The organism is Desulfonema magnum, from assembly GCF_017377395.1.
Lineage (GTDB): Bacteria > Desulfobacterota > Desulfobacteria > Desulfobacterales > 4be13 > Desulfonema_C > Desulfonema_C magnum.
Map to the genome: position 1 here is coordinate 1132346 of NZ_CP061800.1, position 21370 is coordinate 1153715.

Consider the following 21370-nt stretch of genomic DNA (forward strand, 5'->3'; position numbering starts at 1 on the left):
TTCAGTCCTCCTTTTTTCCGATTAATTTATAAGTTACGACAAAAATTGAATCGCTATGTTAAACAAACAGCATGTTGCTGCTGTTAATTTTGTTAATAATATTTTTTTATAGTCAGAACCTGCCCGGGATGTCCAACAGTGATATTTTTTTAAAAAAAACATATAAATACAAAATCTTAAATAATAAACAAAAAATTTTAAAACTAATGGCATTATTTTTGCATATATTAAATAATAGGGGGTTATAGGTATTTTTTTATAAAAAATCTCAAAGCCTTTCAAAACAGTTTTTAATATATATTTCAAAAGGTTATTTTGTGAAAGGAAAATTTTTTTTTAGAAAACATGAGCAAAACTTGCCGGCCCTGATCTGAGTTACACTCAAGATTATTTTTTTTGAACTTTCATGTAAGAACAAAGAACTTTTTGTGTATCTATCAATTTAAGAAAATGAAAAATAAAGTTGTAATGCTCTGAAAAACCGCCTTCCCATACGCAGTATCAGGAATGGCGTCGTTGCATATGAACCTCCAATCGCCCCACTGCCAGGGAGCAGGTAAGGGTTAATATTAAATATAAAAAAGCCACGGTGATCCAGATTTCAAATGTCAGATAGGTGACTGACATCAGCTCCATTCCCTGAAATGTCAGTTCCTGGATCGAAATGACGGACACAATGGCCGAATCCTTTATGGTGGATATAAATTGTCCTGCCAGAGGCGGAAGAATTCTTCGCAGAGCCTGGGGCAGAATAATATGGCGCATCTTCTGACTCCATTTTAGTCCCAGAGCGGATGATGCTTCCCATTGTCCTTTTTCAACAGACTGAATACCTGCTCTGACTATTTCTGTGATATAGGCTCCCTCAAAGATGGCCAAGGTGATGACCGCAGATAAAAACGCCGAAAAAACCAGGGGCTGGGCAAAGAAAAATGTAAAAAAAATCTGCGTACCCGGGGAGCAGGATCGGATAAAGTCATCCACGCCAAGAACCGGCATGATCTGATCACTCACAAAAAAATAAAAAATAAAGATTAGGACAAGGGGGGGAAGGTTACGGACCAGCTCGACATAGGTTCCTCCGATAAGCCGTTTAAAGAGATTTTTACTGGTGCGGCAAAGCCCCATTATTGTTCCGATAATCATCGCAAAAATGGTTCCCCAGACGCTCAGGCGGATCGTGGTGAAAAAGCCCTGCATCAGCAGATTCGGAATCCACCGTCTGCTTTCCGGGTCATAACGGAAGATATACTGGGGGATGACGCCCCAGTTCCATTTATAATGAAGTCCTGTTTTAATCCTGTAGCTGATATACAATATAACTGTCAGGATAAACAGCCCGACAATAATATCGAGAAATGAAATTTTTATTTTATTCTTCAAAATTGCCTTTTTTCCGCATATTCATCCTGATTCAGGATTTGGAAAAGGGGAATTTATAGTTTAAAAATAGCAGATAGTCAATATCTAATTCTGTAAATATTTGGTAACAGCGCCTTTCACATCAAGATATTGCGATTTGATTTTAGATTAAACACAATAGGTTGTCACAGACTGGTTATGAAATAAGTTTTCCATATTTTGTTTTCCGAGGGACCGGGAAATCAGGCGGTGACGGTTCTGATTTGTTAATTTGAATCAGATGAGACAGTCAGCAGATCGAAAAATCTTCGGGCTGTCGGCGGACGGGGGAGAAACCCGGCTTTTTCCGGCGGGAGAGGGTTCCCCCGTCCTGAAAAAAAAGCCGGGTTTCTTTGCTGTCCCGCACACAGTCCGGGAACTTTTCAATTTACTGACAGTGATTTGAAAGTTTATGACATAAAAAAAACCGAGTTTTTTGGAAAAAAACTCGGCTTTTTAATTTTATATTCAAAAAATGTGCTATTTGATCATGTTTTCCCAATCTTTGGTTTCAAACCAGTAATGTTTCCGTTCTTTTAGCCAACCTTCGGCTTCAACGACCCGTATCCAGTTGTTAAAAAAGTTGAGTGTGTCAGCATCGCCTTTTCTTACAGCAAAACCGATAGGTTCTTTGGTGAATATTTCTTTAAGCGGAAGAAACAGTTGCTCCGGATATTTGATAGCGTAAAACGCAGGGGTCGGGGCTGACCCCACCGCAGCATGGGCTTTTCCGTTGATAAGCTCCTGATATGCCTGGGATTCATCATCAAACATCCGCAGTTTTGCTTTGGGCATGAATTGTTTGGCAGCAGTGACAGCAGTTGACCCCAGTCTGGCAGCCACTGTCACATCAGGTCGGTTAAAATCTTCCAAGGTGCTGAAATTCGCTGCAAGCTGTTTGTGTGCCACAATGGACATGCCAGTGTAATCGTAAGGAATTGTAAAATTGACTTTCAGATTCCGATTTGGTCGGATTCCCATTCCGCCGATAATAACATCAAACTTTCCTGTGAGAAGCGCGGGAATAATACCGGCCCACTTGGTGGGAATGAATTCCGCTCTGACACCCATATCCCGGGCCAGCCGGGTGGCCACATCAATCTCAAATCCGATCAGTTTGCCTGTTTTGTCTTTCATGGCCCAGGGCACAAAGGTTGACATGCCAATTTTGAGTACGCCGCGTCTGAGCGACTGTTCTATGGCGCTTTCAGCGCTCAGTTGCTGCTGAAGTTTGCCTGCAAATGCCGTACCAGTCAGGCTGACGATCAGAGCAAAAATTACGGCAACATACAGCCCTGACGAAGTTCTTTTCAAAATAAACCTCCTTATAAGTAAAAAATCGTTAAAAAATAAATGGAGCGTTTAAGAAAAAAATTATCCGGTACAAAAAATGTAGGGTGGGTGGAGCGAAGCGGAACCCACCGCACTACATTCTTTCGGTTTCCGCTCGTCGGAAATATTTGCCAAACTGTAAGTTTGGCACTCCGGAGCAATAAATGACGCACTGCATTGTTTTTGTCAAGTCTTTAAAAAGCAGGATTTAAAGACGCTTTTCCAGGATATGAACGCCCATGGAAAGACTTATAGTGACGAGCAGGTATATGGCCGCTATGGTAAACCATAACTCAAACGTTAGATAGGTTTCCGCAATAATGGCCTGTCCCTGCATAGTCAGGTCATATATGGCAATGGTGCTGACCAGTGCGGAATCTTTGATCAGAGACACGGCCTGACTGATGAGCGGGGGCAAAATCCGCCGGATTGCCTGGGGAAGAATAATATACTGATACGCCTGAAACGTGTTCAGTCCCAGACTGTAAGATGCCTCCCATTGTCCCGCATGGATGGAAACAATGCCTGCACGGAAGACTTCCGAAGCATACGCGCCTTCAAAAAGACTCAGCGCCAAAACGGCTGACGTAAAACGGCTGATATCAAGCACGGGGGATAAGACAAAATAAATAAAAAACAGTTGCACCAGAAGCGGCGTGTTGCGAATGGCTTCCAGATAGATTCTGGCCAGGAATTTTGCCAGGAATGAATCGGACAGCCGGAAAAATGCAGTGGTCAGTCCGAATGCAAACGCCAGAATCAGGCTGATGCCGGTGATGTGAAATGTCACCATCAGGCCGTCAATAAGGGGGCCGGCAGTGAGTTTCCCCTCTTCAAAAGAAAAAATATATCGGGGAACCCGATACCATTGCCAATTGTAGCCCAGTTCTTCGGTACCCCGGGCGATTAGCCAGATAATGGCGATTATCACCAATAAAAATTTAATAATGTCTTTCAAATAGCGATGTTGAGATAAAATAAAATTTTTCAAGTTGTAAATTTTTCCATAATGGCATTCTTTATAACATCTGACAATGCGATTTAAAATGATCCAAAAAATCTGATTATAACGGATTTGAGGGAGGATGCAACCCTCGGATGCCGGCAGGCTGTCCGGAGGAGTTCAAAAATAAGGTGAAGCGGCTTCTTGTATGCTGTGCAAAAAATAATTTTGGGTGTGTCCCACCTTTTACACATCCGAAAAAAATCAGCCACAAAGACACAAAGACGCAAAGGAACCACAAAGAGACTTCGTGAAACTTCGTGCCTTTTATGAAGCAATATTTCCACGAATTATCAGGATATTACAAATTCAGATGCCGGTTCGGACATTTTATCTGTATAACCTCTTCAAATTTTTTACTTATTTTTATATGAAAGTGTTAGGTGTCAGGTGTTAGGTGTTAGGAAAAACTGCAAAATTTTCATCGTTCGTTGTGGCCGGCAGATCATGGCCGTTTATATGAAAGTGTTAGGTGTCAGGTGTTAGGTGTTAGGAAAAACTGCAAAATTTTCATCGTTCGTTGTGGCCGGCAGATCATGGCCGTTTATATGAAAGTGTTAAGTGTCAGGTGTTAGGTGTTAAGAAAAAATTATAAAACTTTCATGCTGCGTTGTGACCGGCAGGTCATGGGAGTTTATATGAAAGTGTCAGGTGTCAGGTGTCAGGTGTTTAGTGTTAGGTGTTAAGTGTTAGGTGTTAGGAAAAAATATAAAATTTTCATCGTTCGTTGTGACCGGCAGCTCATGGCCGTTTATATGAAAGTGTCAGGTGTTAAGTGTTAAGTGTTAGGAAAAAACAGTAAAACTTTCATTTTTCGTTGTGGCCGTCAGTCATGCCCGTTTATGAGAAAGCCGTGGCCGTTCCCTGAGCCTGCCGAAGGGAGTGAAATTTTCAGACAGCTTAGGTTAAGCGTGCCGGACGGGGTTTGCAACCCATACGCATCAGGCTAAGATCGTAACCTATTGTTTCTATTGATTTATAATTTGCAGTACAGGGGGTGCGAACCCCATATGCATCAAGCTAAGGATTTTTATGATTCCGGAACCCCCGAAAATTAAGGTTTTGCGTTTCGGCTGCCATTCAGTCGGAGCTAACAAAATCAGTAGGTTATCTTCTTAGCTTGATGCGTATGGATGCGAACCCGTCCTAAGTATTTACCGGTCCCTGGCAGCAAACATTCCCGGAAATGTTGCAGACAGGGTCCCGGCTATAGAGAGAGGTGTCTGACATGCGGAAATTTTGGGGACGGGGGTTGCAAAAACCCCGTCCCGCGCCTTTATTTTTTTACATGAATTGTGATGCCTGAACCGGATGGGCTTTCAAATATTCCAGACGATTCAGCCCGTTGACGTAGGCTTTTGCACTGGCTGTGATAATATCAGGATCAGCTCCCTTGCCGAGCGCAATAAGACCGTTTTCCTTCAGTCGGACAGTCACTTCGCCCAGAGCATCTGTGCCGCCGGTAATTGCGCTGACAGAAAATCGCAGCAGTTCCGCTTCTGTCCCGGTCAGTTTTGCAATGGTGTTAAAAGAAGCGTCAATAGGACCGTTTCCGTAACCCGCGCCCTGAACAGACCTTCCGTTTACAGAAAGCTTTATACTGGCCATGGGGAACACCGTGGTCCCGCTTGTGACGTGCTGGTATTCCAGTTGGAAAATATCGGAAGTCCTCAGAATGCCCTCTGTAACGATCACTTCCAGATCTTCATCCACAACATGCTTTTTCTTATCCGCAAGTTCCTTGAATTTTGTGAAAACAACGCTCAGTTCCTCGTCGGAAAGATCATATCCCATGTCTTTTAAGCGGGAACGAAGCGCGTGCCGTCCGGAGTGTTTGCCCAGCACCAGTTTGTTTCTGTTCAGCCCCACGGTCTCAGGCTTCATGATCTCATACGTCATGGGGTTTTTCAGAACACCGTCCTGATGAATTCCGGCTTCATGGGCAAACGCGTTGGCTCCCACAATGGCCTTGTTCGGCTGCACAAGAATACCGGTAATCATGCTGACCAGACGACTTGAAGGATAAATTGCCTCTGTTCTGATGTTGGTCTCCATGGGAAGATAATTGGGGCGTGTATGCAGCGCCATGACCACTTCCTCCAGGGATGTGTTTCCGGCCCTTTCTCCGATACCGTTAATGGTCACCTCGGCCTGTCTTGCACCGGCATTGATGGCGGTCAGGGTATTTGCCGTGGCAAGTCCGAGATCATTGTGGCAGTGGATGCTCAGAATCGCCTTATGAATATTGGGAGTATGATCCATGACATATTTTACAAGCTCCCCGAATTCAGAAGGAATCGCATATCCTACTGTATCAGGAAGATTAACCACAGTTGCCCCGGCTTCAATCGCTGCTTCAAACACCCTGCACAGAAAATCACGGTCGCTTCTGGAGCCGTCTTCCGCGGAAAACTCGACATTCTCCGTAAATGACTTGGCATATTTTACCGCTTCCACGGCATTTTTTACGACCTCATCCCGTGTCATGTTCAGCTTGTATTTCAGATGGATATCAGACGTGGCAATAAATGTGTGTATTCTCGGTTTTACCGCGTGCTGCACAGCGCCCCAGGCACGATCAATATCTTCTTTGGATGCACGGGCCAGTCCCGCGACCTCGGTGATCTTCAGCTTCTGAGCGATTTGGGAAACCGCGTCAAAATCGCCTTCGGACGCGGCCGGAAAACCGGCTTCCAACACATCAACGCCCAATTTTTCCAACTGGCCGGCCAACCGCATTTTTTCGGCTGTATTCATGCTGGCTCCGGGGGATTGTTCACCGTCTCTCAACGTTGTATCGAAAATATATACTCTTTCACTCATGGGTTTGCTCCTTTTTATCATTTTTATGAAATGGTCAGGCGTTTTCACAACTCCTCGGTGGAAATACTTGCTAAAATGCAATTTTAGCACTCCTCGGTGGAAATACTTGCTAAAATGCAATTTTAGCACTCCTCGGTGAAAATACTTGCTAAAATGCAATTTTAGCACTCCTCGGTGAAAATACTTGCTAAAATGCAATTTTAGCACTCCTCGGTGGAAATACTTGCTAAAATGCAATTTTAGCACTCCTCGGTGGAAATACTTGCTAAAATGCAATTTTAGCACTCCTCGGGGAAATACTTGCTAAAATACAATTTTAGCACTCCTCGGTGGAAATACTTGCTAAAATGCAATTTTAGCACTCCTCGGTGGAGATACTTGCTAAAATACTTAGCACTCCGCTTCGTAAATACGCCCGGATTAGATATATTACTGACTTCCTGATATTCTGGCTTAAACAGAGAGCAAAACCCCGGTAAGCATGGGCCGCAGGACACGATAACACACGGGTCCTGCGGCGTGAATTCCATCCTTTTTCTTATTCAAAAAATTTCTCCTGATGTTCATAATTGGCAATTTCTTGTTATTGTTTTTAAGGTAGTCCTGCAAAGATAGTGATGAATCCCGTTCAGTCCCCTGATTATCAGGACACTGAATCTCATTCATCACTACTTGTGCAGGACTACCGTTTTTAAATGAGTGGCAAACATGATTTGTGATCAGTGATGATAGCCGTTTCCATTGGAAGGATCATTTTGAAATGCGAGCTTATATTGAAAACTGTCCGCGAGGGCTTGCCAACTCGCTTCAATAACATCTTCTGAGACACCGATAGTACTCCAGATATGATTCTCATCCCGTGATTCAATTAACACCCGTACCTTTGCAGCGGTTCCGGCCCGTCCGTCAATCACCCGTACCTTGAAATCAACCAGATGCATCACATCAATATTGGGATAAAAATTCCCCAATGCTTTTCGTAACGCCTTATCCAATGCGCTTACAGGGCCGCTTCCTTCGGCCGCGGTGATTTCATCCTGACCGTCAACGGAGATTTTAATGGTGGCATGAGCCGAACAGGGCTGATCTTTGTCCTTTTCAATGGTCACGCGAAAAGATTCCAGTTCAAACAGGGGCTGAAACTGCTTTGTCAGTTTTTCAAGCAAAATTTTGAATGAGCCTTCGGCAGCGTCAAACTGGTATCCGTCCTGTTCCATATCCTTTATCTGGGAAACAATTTTGCTGCTGTCATACCCGTTTCCGCCAAGATTGATCCCCATTTCTTTGGCTTTATATTCCACATTGCTCTTGCCGGAAAGATCAGACACCAGCACACGCCGGCTGTTTCCTACAAGTTCAGGGTTCAGATGTTCATACGCCCTGGGTTCCTTGAGAATCGCGCTCACATGAATTCCGCCTTTATGAGCAAATGCGCTTTTCCCCACAAAAGGTCTGTTACTCAGGGGAATCATATTTGCAGTTTCACTGACAAATCTGGAGAGCTTTCTCAGTTTTTTTAGATTCTCCTCAGAAACACACGGACGGTTCATTTTGGTACAGAGAATGGGAATGATGGATGTCAGATCCGCGTTGCCGCATCTTTCTCCGTATCCGTTGATGGTTCCCTGAACCATGACCGCACCTGCTTTTACCGCGGTTACGGAGTTGGCAACAGCAAGACTGGAGTCATTATGCGTATGAACACCCAGTCTGACCGGAAGATCCAGCTCATTGATAATGGATTCCAGATCAAAGGGAAGTGTGCCGCCGTTTGTGTCACAAAGCACAATAAAATCCGCTCCCCCTTCCACAGCGGCCCTTAAAGTCTGTAAAGCGTAGTCCTGGTTATCCTTATATCCGTCGAAAAAATGTTCCGCGTCATAAACCACTTCACGGTTATTCTGTTTGAGATATTCGACAGATTCCCGTATCATCAGAAGATTTTCCTCCAGGGTATTCTCCATGACTTTTTCCACATGAAGATCCCAAGTCTTTCCGAATATTGTAACCACAGGCGTATCACTCTCAAGAAGTGCTTCCAGATTCTGATCCTCAGATGGTGAGATATTGGGCCTGCGGGTCGAGCCAAAAGCTGTCAGACGGGCATGTTTAAATCCGATATTTTTTGCCAGTTCAAAGAATCGCTTATCCCTGGGATTGGAACCTGGCCAGCCACCCTCAATATAATGGATCCCTATTTCGTCCAGTCTCTGGGCAATTCTGACCTTTTCTTCAGAAGTAAAATTGATGTTCTCTCCCTGAGTCCCGTCTCTTAGGGTGGTGTCATATAATAATATTGGTTCCATTTTGTTTCTCCCAAAGTTTTTTTATGAGTTGTCTGTTGTCCGTTATCCGTTTCAACTGAGCATTGACAACGGACAACTGACGAGTTCTTACCGGTTTTCAGGTCGCAAGGCCCGGACAGCGGCACCTGCTTTCCACATTTCGGAATTTTTGATTATGTCCAGTTCTGCTTGCAGTTTTTCCCGATAATCCGGAGCGCTGTTCACATCAAGCACCCGCTTTGTTTCTTTGCCAGACAAGACACTTTCGTACAGATCATCAAACACCGGCACCACAGCATCCCGGAATTTCGGCGACCAGTCCAGCGCACCTCGCTGCGCAGTGGTGCTGCAATTTCCGAACATCCAGTCCATGCCGTTTTCAGCCACAAGGCGGATAAGACTCTGCGTGAGTTCTTCCACAGTTTCGTTAAACGCTTCGCTGGGGCTATGCCCGTGCTTTCTCAGCACATTGTACTGCGCCTCCATGACACCGGCCAGACATCCCATGAGAACGCCCCGCTCGCCGGTGAGATCGCTGTAAACTTCTTTTTCAAACGTGGTGGAGAAAAGATAACCGGATCCGATGGCGATTCCTGTGGCAAGGGTTCTCTCCTTTGCTCTGCCAGTAAAATCCTGATGCACCGCGAAACTGGAATTAATACCGCTTCCGGCCAGAAAATTCGTGCGAACAGTACGGCCCGAACCTTTGGGGGCAACCAGAATCACATCCACATTTTCAGGCGGTATAATACCGGTCTGATCTTTATAAACCACTCCGAAGCCATGGGAAAAATAAAGCGCATCTCCTTTGTTCAGACATTCTTTTATTTTCGGCCATGTGGCAACCTGCCCCGCGTCTGAAAGCAGAAACTGAATAAGCGTTCCCTTTTTTGCCGCCTCTTCAATGGGGAAAAGTGTCTCCCCCGGAACAAATCCATCTGCCACCGCACGATTCCATGACTCTCCGCCCTCACGCTGGCCCACAATGACATTAATGCCATTATCTTTCATGTTCAGGGCCTGTCCCGGCCCCTGAACGCCGTAACCGAGAACTGCGACGGTCTCATTTTTGAGGACATCCCTGGCTTTGTCCAGAGAAAATTCTTCAGATGTGATCACCTCTTCTGTCACGCCGCCAAAATCAATATTTGCCATCTTAATTAATTCTCCTTGAAATTATTTTTTAAGTGGTAAGGGAGGTGAGAGGCCAGGGGCCAGAGGCGAGGGGTGAGAAAAATAAAGTTGAAAAATCATTGCCCCCTGCCTCTTGCCTCTTGCCTCTTCCCCCTTCTATTTCGGTTCCCTGAACAACGCAATTGCGCCTGTTCTCGCAATTTCCTTAATCCCGATGGGTCTCAGAAGGCTCAGAATTGCAGACAATTTGCCCTCATCACCGGTAACTTCTATGGTATAGTGTTCCAGTCCCACATCAACGACTTTGCATCTGAAAATATCCACCACCCTCAGTATTTCGGCCCGGTTTTCAGGCTTCGCGGACACCTTGATAAGGGCCATCTCCCTTTGAACAAACTTATGTCCGGTCAGCTCATGCACCTTGATGACATTGATGAGCTTGTTCAGCTGTTTCATGATCTGCTCAATAAGGGGCTGATTTCCCTTGGTAACAATGGTAAGCCTTGATATATGAGGTTCAATTGTTTCAGCAACACACAGGCTTTCAATATTATATCCCCTGCCGCTGAAGAGTCCGGCAATCCTGGAAAGGACACCCGGCTCATTATCAACCAGTATCGAAAGAACGTGTTTTTCTTCAGTCATTGAGCTATCCTTTCCTTAATTTAAACCAATAGCATTTCGGTAATCGGGGCTCCTGCGGGAACCATCGGATAAACGCATTCCTCTTTTGCAACCCTGAAATCCATAATAACGGTTTCGGGAGAAAAGAGTCCCTTTTTCAGCACCTCCTTAACTTCCTCCGGTTTTTCAGCTCTGAGCCCCACAGCGCCATAAGCCTCAGCTAATTTTACAAAATCAGGAGCGCAATCCATGCAGGTGGATGCGTATCGCTTTCCGTAAAACAATTCCTGCCACTGTCTCACCATGCCGAGATAGCAGTTATTGAGAATAACGATTTTTACCGGAAGTTGGTGCTGTACAGCTGTTGCCATTTCCTGAATATTCATCTGAATGCTGCCGTCCCCTGCAATGTCCACCACAAGCCGATCCGGACAGGCCATTTGTGCGCCAATGGCCGCGGGAAGTCCGAATCCCATGCAGCCCAGACCGCCGGAGGTGATAAAATGATTGGGACATTCAAAATGATAGTACTGTGCGGCCCACATCTGATTCTGCCCCACTTCGGTGGTAATAATAGCCTCACCTTTGGTCAGTTCGTAGAGTTTTTCGATAACGTACTGCGGTTTGATAGGTCCTTCGCAGGTCTGCTCATAGTCCAGTGGTCTTGTGCTTTTCCATTCCACAATCTGGTCAAGCCATTTTTTTCTTTTTTCCTGTAAATCACCCAAATCAGCCTCATCAACAAGGCTGTTCAGCTGTTTAAGGGCATTTTTGCAGTCTCCCACAACCGGAACAGTCACCGGAATATTTTTGCGTATGGAAGTGGGATCAATATCAATATGAACAATTTTCGCCTGTGATGCAAAGGTGTCGGTCTTTCCGGTCACACGGTCATCAAAACGTACTCCGATGGAAATAAGCAGGTCACATGCTGCTGTGGACAGATTGGCCCGGTAAGTGCCGTGCATACCGACCATGCCAAGCCACAACGGATCCGAACCCGGAAACGCGCCCAGCCCCATCAGTGAGGTGGTCACGGGAATTTGTGCCTTGCGGGCAAATGTCGTGAGTTCATTGGCCGCTTTTGAAAGGATGACACCGCCCCCGGCAAAAATCATCGGTTTTTCAGCTTCCTCAATCAGCCTTACGACTTTTTTCAACTGACGTATATTCGCATTATATGTGGGACTGTATGACCTGAGTTTTACTTCTCCCGGCTCCTCGAAATCTATGGTTTTGATTCCCACATCCTTAGGAATGTCAACCAAAACAGGGCCAGGACGTCCTGATCTGGCGATAAAAAATGCCTCTTTGATAACGCGTGCGAAATCCTCAGTACGCTGCACAAGAAAATTATGCTTGGTGCATGGCCTTGTAATTCCGACAATATCAACTTCCTGGAACGCGTCATTTCCGATCAGATGTGTCGGAACCTGGCCTGTGAATACGACCAGGGGAATGGAATCCATGTATGCGGATGCGATGCCTGTCACTGTGTTGGTTGCCCCTGGCCCGGAGGTTACAAGACACACCCCGACCTTGCCGCTGGCCCGTGCATAGCCGTCCGCAGCATGAACCGCGCCTTGCTCATGGCGGACCAGGACATGCCGGATATCTGTTTTGGCAAGTTCATCGTGAATGTCAATGACTACGCCGCCAGGATATCCGAAAATTGTGTCAACCCCCTCATCCTTCAGCATCTTCATCAGGATTTGTGCGCCGGTTAATTTCATAATCAATCCTTCCTTTTTTTACCGTGAAAACACATTTTAAAAAGCCGGGTTTTTTATCTGAAAATATTTTAATGCCGGCGGGCGAAAAACCCGGCTTTTTTATGACCGTTTATTCTATCATCGAAACAAGGCTCTTAATATTTGGCTGCTGTCTGTCCAACTGGCTCTGATTTACTGTAATATCTTTTTCAAGAATTGTATATTGTCCGGCCGTCAGAGAGACAATGGGAATACCGAGTGTGCTGGAAACAACCGAAGCTGTATTCGCATCTACAATCTCAAATTGAAACATATCCCTGAATAATGATTCTCCGTTTGGAACAGGCTTGCCAGAGGGATGAATGCAAAATACATTTGAGTTTCCCTGCCAGACAGCAAAAATTTCATCGCCGATTTCCTGAACAACCGTTCTGAATGCTTTGGCAGATTTCACATATTGTGTGAGCCTGTTACCGACATAGCAGTATATTTGCGGAACAGGGAGACGGAATCTTTGAGAATTCAGATGAAACAGAGATTGCTGTGCGCCCGGCCGTCTGGTGACTCCGTATAAAAGAGACAAAACCGCACGAACTGCCCGTTTTGACGACCCGTCAGCAGAGAACGGGATAATCAGCCTGTCCGAAGCAGACATGGCAAGTTCCGTGTATATTGAAAAACTTGGATTGCAGTCAATAAACACGGTCAGGTCGTTCTCATTCAACGCATATTTCACATCTTCGATAAGATCGCTGATCCAGGTGTGAACAATACGCCAGGCATCTGTGGGACCGGGATTTGTCGCGTTTAAAACACGAGATGTCTGAATTTCCAACTGCTCATCACCAGCAAGCAGATATAAATTGGCAGGAACACGGTCGTTAAACTGACTCACATTAACAGCGTAAGATGCCCCTGACCGGGGACTGACATAAGGACTTCGAATCCTGTCTTCAATGTAACCGGCAATTGTCCTTGACGGATTTTGGGAACCGAGATCACATAATTGCTTCTCCCCCCTGATCATGCCGCCCAGAAGCATACCGGAAGCATTTGCCTGGGGACACATGTCCGCTACAAGCACTTTCTGTTCTTGATGGATTCTCGCGTATTCACAGGCAATTTGAAAAGTAAGATAGCTTTTTCCAACGCCGCCTTTGTTGTTCCATATTGAGTATATTGCCATTAATGGTTTCCTTATTGGATTAAATTCAGGATTGCTGTCGTTTTTAAAGTATCTGGTATCAAGAAAAACAAAGTTATAAATCTCTGACACTTGACACCTACCGCTCATCAGTGGAGCTTTGATGAACAAGTTCAATCGGAAACCTGCCTGTCATCCGCCCCGATCGGTGCTTATATTTTTTATCATTTTTTTACAATATTCTAATTTTATTTCAAATATTACAACACAATTCACGTTCTGTCTTTTTATTTTTTGTCAACGGCGAGATGTGCTTGAAAATGAAATCTCGCCGCTGATATTTACCAATTATTCAAAATCTCTTTCTTCCTTTACTCTATCATCATATCCATCTTTACAGCCTTTTATGTAGCCCGCATCATGACCCTCTCTAAAGCCCACTTCGAACGCTTGCTCGTAGCCTTCTGATTCACACCATTTTTCATAATTTTTTTCATCCCTTTGCTTGTAGCCTTTTTTATAACCAAGTTTATAACCTTCTTTGTAACCTCTTTCATAACCAACTTTATCTCCGTCTTCACTACCGTACACTTTTTTTAACTATTTTTAATTATTATATAAAGACGACCATAGTTGGTTTGAAATTTAAATAACTGTTTGTTTTTTAAATTTTTTTAAGATTCACCATCGGCTGTTTTTTCTGAGTAAATATTACTCATCTGAGATTATGACACAAAAAAATCTTAACAGAAAAATATAATAATGGTATGACAGCTTTCAGAAAATAACAGATAACAGGGAGGCTGTCATGAGCGACAATGTGAACAGATATCGTGAGATCAGAAAGGCTTTGGACAATATGTATCCGAAACAGCCGAAGGGAAACGAGGCCCGGCGCCTGAACACGCTGGCCGCGATAATCAGCGGCATCACGGGGAGCGGGAGCTGCCAGCTTCCGAAAATTGCAGGCAAAGTTCCGGATGAGAACGCCGCGCCGGCGAGTGTGGAAAAGCGTATAAAACGTTGGATTTCCAATGACAGCATTGAATCTGAAACATTTTTTCTGCCGTTCGCACAGGCGCTGCTGATCAGTCTGGGACTTTCCGAAATTGTGCTGGCAATGGACGGAAGCACGGTCGGCCGGGGATGCGTAACCCTGATGATCAGTGTGATTTATAAAAAACGTGCCCTGCCCCTTGCTTACACGGTGGTCAGAGGTAAGAAAGGTCATTTCCCGGAAGAAAGCCATGTCGGACTGGTCGGGGAGGTTGCCAACGTGATACCGGAATCCGCGCAGAAGGTTATTTTTCTTGGTGACGGAGAGTTCGACGGTGTCGGTTTGCAAAAAAATCTGGCCGAACGGGGATGGCTGTATGTGTGCCGAACGGCATATAATACCAAAATTTTTTGGGACGGAGAGGAGCATCGTCTTAATGTTCTCGGTGTGTTCACGGTTCCGGACAGCTATCGGTACATACGCAATGTTTTGTTCACAAATAAAAAATACGGACCGGTGACGGTTGTCGTCTGGTGGGCGAAAGGAAATAAGGAACCGATATATCTGGTTACGAATATGAGATCGCCCTGGGAAGCCTGCCAATATTATTCCAAACGGTTTCGTATCGAAACATTTTTTTCCGACCAGAAAAGCCGGGGGTTTAATATTCATAAAAGTCATATTTCCGACCCTGACCGGTTGCGCCGCCTTATGATCGGAGCGTGTCTTGCCTACATCTGGATTGTGTTCCTGGGAACACTGGCAACGGAACAGGGCTGGGACAGAATTATTCACCGTGCCGACCGATGTGATCTGAGTCTCTTTCAATTAGGTCTGAGCCTGTTGGAATATTTTTTAAATTACGACATACCTGTTCCGGTTGCCTTTCAAATGTTCAATCCGACTCTCTAGTCATCAATCATAAACGGAACCTGTGTCACATACAATTTATAAAATAAAATCAGATTATTATAAAAAGTGTACGGTAGTGAATCTCCGTCTTTAAAACCTTCACTGTGCGCTTTTGCAAGAGCTTCTTCATAATTCATAATGATAGGCTTTTCGTCTATAAGGCAACAATCTTTATAATCTCCCAAATATATTTGTCCATCAGGTGATATACGCAATGCTTTTCCATTTAATAAACCTTCATTCCATTTACCTCTTAAGATAGTGCCATCCGCGCTTGTCCAAGCTCCATCTCCATGAATTTTACTTATATAAAAATCTCCATGATATTCGCTACCATCAGGAAATTTCCCCATTCCACTCTGACATAACCCCTCTTGAAAACTGCCATAACATCGGCTACCATCAGGATACTTCATCATTCCATCGCCCTCAGGTATTGCTTTTTGAAGGTCACCGCAATATTGTCTTCCATCCCAATAAGTTATTTGTCCATATTTTTTAGCAAGGTCTTCAGCAAAAATTTGTCTTACTCTTTTACCAAGTTCAAAATGGTATAAACTCTCTTCTCCATTTGGCGAGGTATATTTTACACAGCCATTCAGACTGCCCAGTATAGAATTACCTTCATAAATTTCACCATTTAGCATCAGATATTTACCAGTTCCATGAGGACCGGTTTCACAAACTTGACCATAATATTGAATACCATTATCATATATCCATGTTCCATAACTATTTTCTGAATTATAAGAGTTCATTATTATATTCCTCATTTTTAAATATTAATTTATTTTTAGTTAATACAGCAAGTTCAAAAAAGTTAATTCCCGTTTTTAGAGCAGACGATTGATTAATAATAAATCATAATTACCACCCCCCTTCGTTATTAGGGCAATATATTTTTATGAAAAAACGGTGTTCTGAAGTTGAACTCTTTCTAATTTTTACTTTATTAATTCAGATAATTATAAATTTTATATCCAGTTTCAGAACACCGTCTGAAAAATAAAGACTTATACAACGGCCCCCCTGCTGGCAGATGAAACCATTTTTGCATATCTCGCCATATAGCCATGTGTTATTTTGGGTTCCGGCGGAGACCACTCAGACAACCGTTTCTTTATCTCTTCTTCTGAAACTTTGAGGGTTATGGTTTTCCCGGGAATATCAATGGATATGAGATCGCCTTCCTGCACGATGGCAATGGGACCGCCCTGCATGGCTTCAGGAGAGATATGGCCGATGGAGGCCCCCCGTGTTCCGCCTGAAAAGCGTCCGTCCGTGAGAAGGGCAACGTGAGCATCCAGTTTCATGCCTGCAATTGCCGATGTCGGTGTCAGCATTTCCCGCATTCCGGGGCCGCCCATGGGGCCTTCATAGCGGATAACAAGCACATCTCCTTTTTTTATTTTGCCACCCATAATGGCCTGACTGGCATCTTCTTCAGAATTAAAAATTCTGGCAGGTCCCTCATGGCGTAGCATTTCATCTAAGACCGCAGACTGTTTCACCACGCATCCTTCGGGAGCCAGATTGCCGAACAGCACAGCCAGTCCGCCCTCTTCGTGATACGGATTTTCCAAAGAGCGTATGACATCCCCATCCAATATGCGAACATCTTTTATGTTTTCACCAACGGTCTTGCCAGTTGCGGTGATACAGTCATCATTGATGAGGCCGGATCTGGAAAGCTCTTTTACCACCGCCTGAATTCCGCCTGCACGGTTTAAGTCTTCAAGATGATCTTTTCCCCCGGGGCTGAGTGAGCAAAGGTGCGGTGTTTTTTTGCTGATTTCATTGATCAGATTCAGATCAATGCTGACATTTGCCTCTTTTGCAATGGCGGTGAGATGCAGCACGGTGTTTGTGGAACATCCCAGGGCCATGTCCGCGGTGAGCGCATTCTGAAAGGCTTTTTCTGACATGATCTTTCGGGGAGTAATCTGAGCTTCGAGCAGATTCATGATCTGCATTCCGGCTTCCTTTGCCAGACGGATACGGGAGGCCATCACCGCGGGAATTGTGCCGTTTCCGGGCAGTCCCATGCCAATGGCTTCGGTGAGACAATTCATGGAGTTGGCTGTAAACATCCCCGCACATGATCCGCATGTGGGACAGGCCGCATCTTCAATGGCAGCGAGCTGGTCTTCCGTCATCTTTCCTGAAAGCACCGCCCCCACAGATTCAAACACTGTGATCAGATCAACTTTTTCATCACGTTCAGGATGTTTACCCGACAGCATAGGGCCGCCGCTCACAATAATGGCGGGAATATCCAGGCGGGCCGCTGCCATGAGCATTCCGGGAACGATCTTGTCGCAGTTGGGAACCATGACCATGGCGTCAAATGCGTGAGCTGTTGCCATGACCTCAACGGAATCCGCAATCAGCTCCCGACTTGCCAGGGAGTATTTCATGCCCACATGATTCATGGCAATGCCGTCGCATACCCCGATGACACCGAATTCAACAGGTGTTCCCCCTGCCATGTAAACCCCTGCTCTGACTGCTTCTGTAATTTTGTCCAGATGAACGTGTCCCGGGACAATGCTGCTTACAGAATTGGCAATACCGATCAGCGGCCTTTTAATTTCAGCATCCGTATATCCCATGGCCTTGAACAAGGCTCGGTGCGGGGCCCTTTCGATACCTTTTTTTGCGCTGTCGCTTTTCATTTTGGTGTAAACTCCAAAAAAAAATCCGTTATCAGTCTTTGGGACTGATAACGGATTTTTTAATTTTTTAAATTAGTTAAATTATAAAATCATGCAATTATCAATCCCCGCCTTGTAAGCAGGGAAGTATCCCGCTTACAAGGACGATAATAAGAATAAGGTTGATAATGGCTAAAACTTTTTTCATTTTGATTTCCTGTTTTAAATTTTGACAAAAACTAACAGACCCGTTTAAGCATTGTCAAGCTTTTTTTTACAATGCGATATTTGGCAGTGTTTCAAAACTGAAGTTAAGATTTTTAACCATTTGAATCAATTCAAAAAATATCGGACAATGTCCGGTTCTGGAACACCGCCATTTTTTTAAAGTAGTAGAATATTGTACCTCATAAATACTCCCTTTACCCCATTGACGTATTTTGGTTTAGGAAATAATATTATTGTCAACTTTTATTATGAAGTCTGTAAGTTGAGGATGACTAAAATTCTTATAACCAGCATCATTTGTTTTAAAAAAAGTTGCTTATACTCCGGTATCAGCAGATGAAAAATTCATACACATTTTCTTTTCCACGCTTCATGTAAAAACGAGATCGCTGAAAATTTTTTTCCATATGCTGAGTATAATTAAGGGAGATATTACCACCCCCAGAATAGGGTATTTTCCACCTGCTTAATACTCTTTCCGCCCCATTGACTTAAACCTGTTTATCAAATAAAAAAAATATCATCAGTTTGAACATGAGGCTTTAAGGAAAGGAGGGATTTTGGGGATGAAAAAAATTTTAATACTCCTATCTAATCGATAATTGAGTTTTTTTCTGTCATTCCGTTTGAGTGAAATTCCGGCGTGAGGTCAGTCGGACACTCATGCCGAAGCCTGCGAAAGCACGAATTTTTGCATATCTTAAAAAATAGTGGAAACATGCTGTCTCTTTTGTATCAGTACCAAGTATCATCAGAGTCTGATTGATCAAATTTAATTTATTACCGTGGAATACGAGAATAAACTGCTGAAACCATAATATACGATAAAAAACTTCCCACGGACTCAGAAATACCAAATGGAGCGATTCATGAAATACAGAACAAGCCAGAATCTTTTGCCAATTCTTGTTATTTTTATGGTACTTTTTTTTTCTGTAACAGGATATGCTGGCGGAAAAATCACCATAGGAGCCATGATATCCGTGGATTCAGAAGAAGCCGATACGAGAGCGAATAAAATTATAATAAAACCAATGATATCAGCAGAATCAAGGTGGGACAGCAATTTTTACAAAGCTGACACGGATGAGAGAGGGGTTTATACCCAGGTCATCCGGCCGGGGATTGCCCTTGGCTACAAGACAGCCAAGAGCAGTATCCTTTTTGATTACACCTTTAATGCCTATTTTTATAAGAATCAGCATGATGTCCCTCCTGACCTGCAAGGGGCTGATGCGGACGATTATGTGGGACATACCGCCAGATTGTCGGCCCTGACCAGGCCCTTTGACAGACTGACTCTGGGGCTGGAAGATGTGTACTATATGACACGTGATCCGGCCCGTGAAAGCAATTTTTCGAATTCAACCAGCAGAGCAAAGTATTCTGTTAATCGCTTCTCTCCCTCGCTTTTATATGAATTCGGAGATAAGTTTTCAGCAGGGTTAAAATACCGGAACACCTTAACCGATTATGATCATTCAAATATTGAAGGGTCTGTCGAACACAGAGGAATATTTGATCTGATCTACAATTTTACACCGACAACACATCTTGATCTTGAGTATGCTCATTGGAAAAGGGACTATGACAGAAATACCGCAGATTATAACTCGGATGAGGTCAGGCTGACTTTAAGAAAAAATTTCAGTCGGTTTGCACTTGAAGTAGGGGGCGGATATCATAAACGGAATTTTGATGACACCAGCCTGAAGAATATTGATATGTTCTCCTACCGGTTTGCTTTTTCAGGGAAGCCAGGAGAAAAAAGCAGTATCATGTTTGCCGCGGAACAGGATTTCAATGATTCGGGCACTGAAAATGCTTATTTTAAAGGCACCCGGTTTACTCTGGGCGCGGGATATACCTTCTGGAAAAAATTATTGGCAAGAATTGAAGGTAAATATCAAATCAGTGATTATGAATCAGGAGATTATAAAGGGCGTGAAGATGATACTTACGGCATTTCAGGGAGACTCGGTTATATATTTAGCAGATGGCTGACCTTTGGTATCTCAGGAGGCTTTGAAACACGGGACTCCAACTGGGAGAAATATGATTATGATAATAAATATATCATGGGAAATATTGATCTTTGTTATGACCCGGCCGGCAATTAATTTGCATGCAGGTAAGGATGTTAAAGAATGGCGTTAATGCGCTTTTCTTCGTGCAAAGGGGGAGTTATGAACTATCAAAAAATTGTTAAAACCATATTCAGTATGGGTTTTCTGCTACTGACTTTTCTGGTCTTCCATGAAACTGTCATGGCTCAGGACAGTGCCTATTTTATCGGGCCGCGGGATGTTCTCTCTGTCACAGTCTATGCCGGCGGCGAAGAACAGCTGAAGGTCCGTATGACAGTCACTGCCCGGGGAATGATTAATGTCCCTTTTATTGGGTCACTCAAGGCAGAGGGACGAACAACATCTGAATTGGAATCGCTGATCACCAAACCCATGGCCACGGATTATTTTGTAAACCCTGAAGTAAACGTGAATATTTTGGAATATCACAGCCTCCGATATTATATTTCAGGTGCTGTCAGTTCCCCGGGCTTGTATGAGATGAGATCAAAAACAACATTGATGAGGCTGATTGCAAAAGCAGGCGGTGTGTTACCGGATCGGGGAAATTTGGCCTACATACTACGTGATTCCACAGAGCAAATTGCAAAAGGACAAAATGTTGAAAAGCTGCTTTCTCATAAGGAACCTAAGAAAGCAAACTTGAAAAAGCTTTTGGACGAGGGAGATATGAGCCATGACATGCCCCTGCAATCGGGTGATGTCGTTTATATTCCCCTTGAAAAAGCCATGAAAGCTGAATCCAAGATATATGTGGAGGGAGAGGTAAGAAGTCCCGGGATCTATGATTATCGGCCGGGACTGACCGCTCTGAACGCCTGCATCATGGCCGGCGGTTTTGGCAGATTTGCAGCACCTAATCGCACCCGAATTATACGCAAAAGAAACGGCAGACAAAAAATCATCAGAATAGATCTGAATGAAGTAAAGATGGGCAGAATCCCTGATGTTGAACTAAAACCCGGGGATATGATCAATGTGCCTGAAACATGGCTGTAATAATTGGGAATTGAGAATTGAGAATTGTTTCTCTC

The 21370-nt window shown here is 44.1% G+C and carries 15 protein-coding genes; 3 read left to right on the top strand and 12 right to left on the bottom strand.

Annotated elements, in window-relative coordinates; genetic code table 11:
• Nucleotides 1–501: 501 nt before the first annotated feature.
• From dnm_RS04585 to dnm_RS04630, 10 genes are all read right to left on the bottom strand, one after another.
• On the bottom strand, nt 502–1383 hold the full coding sequence (locus dnm_RS04585) for an amino acid ABC transporter permease (RefSeq protein WP_246556192.1): 882 nt from the start codon (nt 1381–1383) through the stop codon (nt 502–504).
• 498 nt (nt 1384–1881) lie between these two features.
• The gene (locus tag dnm_RS04590; protein ID WP_246556193.1) at nt 1882–2715 is read right to left on the bottom strand and encodes a transporter substrate-binding domain-containing protein; all 834 of its coding nucleotides are present in this window, start codon (nt 2713–2715) and stop codon (nt 1882–1884) included.
• 226 nt (nt 2716–2941) lie between these two features.
• The gene (locus dnm_RS04595) at nt 2942–3724 is read right to left on the bottom strand and encodes an amino acid ABC transporter permease (protein ID WP_246556194.1); all 783 of its coding nucleotides are present in this window, start codon (nt 3722–3724) and stop codon (nt 2942–2944) included.
• Nucleotides 3725–5020: 1296 nt separating this feature from the next.
• On the bottom strand, nt 5021–6580 hold the full coding sequence (locus tag dnm_RS04600; RefSeq protein ID WP_276571893.1) for a 2-isopropylmalate synthase: 1560 nt from the start codon (nt 6578–6580) through the stop codon (nt 5021–5023).
• Between the two features lie 698 nt (nt 6581–7278).
• Nucleotides 7279–8865: a citramalate synthase gene (gene cimA / locus dnm_RS04605; RefSeq protein WP_207681531.1), complete on the bottom strand. Its 1587-nt coding sequence runs from the start codon at nt 8863–8865 to the stop codon at nt 7279–7281.
• Between the two features lie 87 nt (nt 8866–8952).
• Nucleotides 8953–9999, bottom strand: coding sequence for a ketol-acid reductoisomerase (gene ilvC / locus dnm_RS04610; RefSeq protein WP_207681532.1), 1047 nt, complete (start codon nt 9997–9999; stop codon nt 8953–8955).
• Nucleotides 10000–10134: 135 nt separating this feature from the next.
• The gene (gene ilvN, locus dnm_RS04615) at nt 10135–10623 is read right to left on the bottom strand and encodes an acetolactate synthase small subunit (protein ID WP_207681533.1); all 489 of its coding nucleotides are present in this window, start codon (nt 10621–10623) and stop codon (nt 10135–10137) included.
• A 20-nt stretch (nt 10624–10643) separates the two neighbouring features.
• Nucleotides 10644–12335: a biosynthetic-type acetolactate synthase large subunit gene (gene ilvB, locus dnm_RS04620; RefSeq protein ID WP_207681534.1), complete on the bottom strand. Its 1692-nt coding sequence runs from the start codon at nt 12333–12335 to the stop codon at nt 10644–10646.
• 109 nt (nt 12336–12444) lie between these two features.
• Nucleotides 12445–13500 carry a ParA family protein gene (locus dnm_RS04625; RefSeq protein WP_207681535.1) on the bottom strand — a complete coding sequence of 352 codons (1056 nt, stop codon included), beginning with the start codon at nt 13498–13500 and terminating at the stop codon, nt 12445–12447.
• 306 nt (nt 13501–13806) lie between these two features.
• Nucleotides 13807–14049, bottom strand: a complete 243-nt coding sequence (locus dnm_RS04630; protein WP_207681536.1) for a FliH/SctL family protein — start codon at nt 14047–14049, stop codon at nt 13807–13809.
• A gap of 217 nt (nt 14050–14266) precedes the next feature.
• Between dnm_RS04630 and dnm_RS04635 the strand changes: the two genes are divergently transcribed.
• Nucleotides 14267–15367, top strand: a complete 1101-nt coding sequence (locus tag dnm_RS04635; protein ID WP_207677902.1) for a transposase — start codon at nt 14267–14269, stop codon at nt 15365–15367.
• Here the strand turns inward: dnm_RS04635 and dnm_RS04640 are convergent.
• Together dnm_RS04640 and ilvD are read right to left on the bottom strand one after the other, a co-directional pair.
• On the bottom strand, nt 15364–16125 hold the full coding sequence (locus dnm_RS04640) for an MORN repeat-containing protein (protein ID WP_207681537.1): 762 nt from the start codon (nt 16123–16125) through the stop codon (nt 15364–15366). The genes dnm_RS04635 and dnm_RS04640 overlap by 4 nt on opposite strands.
• A gap of 255 nt (nt 16126–16380) precedes the next feature.
• Nucleotides 16381–18042: a dihydroxy-acid dehydratase gene (gene ilvD, locus dnm_RS04645; protein ID WP_207681538.1), complete on the bottom strand. Its 1662-nt coding sequence runs from the start codon at nt 18040–18042 to the stop codon at nt 16381–16383.
• 1076 nt (nt 18043–19118) lie between these two features.
• On the opposite strand from ilvD, the gene dnm_RS04650 reads away from it, so the two are divergent.
• Nucleotides 19119–20369 (top strand): outer membrane beta-barrel protein, encoded by a 1251-nt coding sequence (locus dnm_RS04650; protein ID WP_207681539.1) that lies wholly within the window; start codon nt 19119–19121, stop codon nt 20367–20369.
• Nucleotides 20370–20435: 66 nt separating this feature from the next.
• Nucleotides 20436–21335, top strand: coding sequence for an SLBB domain-containing protein (locus tag dnm_RS04655; protein ID WP_246556195.1), 900 nt, complete (start codon nt 20436–20438; stop codon nt 21333–21335).
• Nucleotides 21336–21370: the final 35 nt, after the last annotated feature.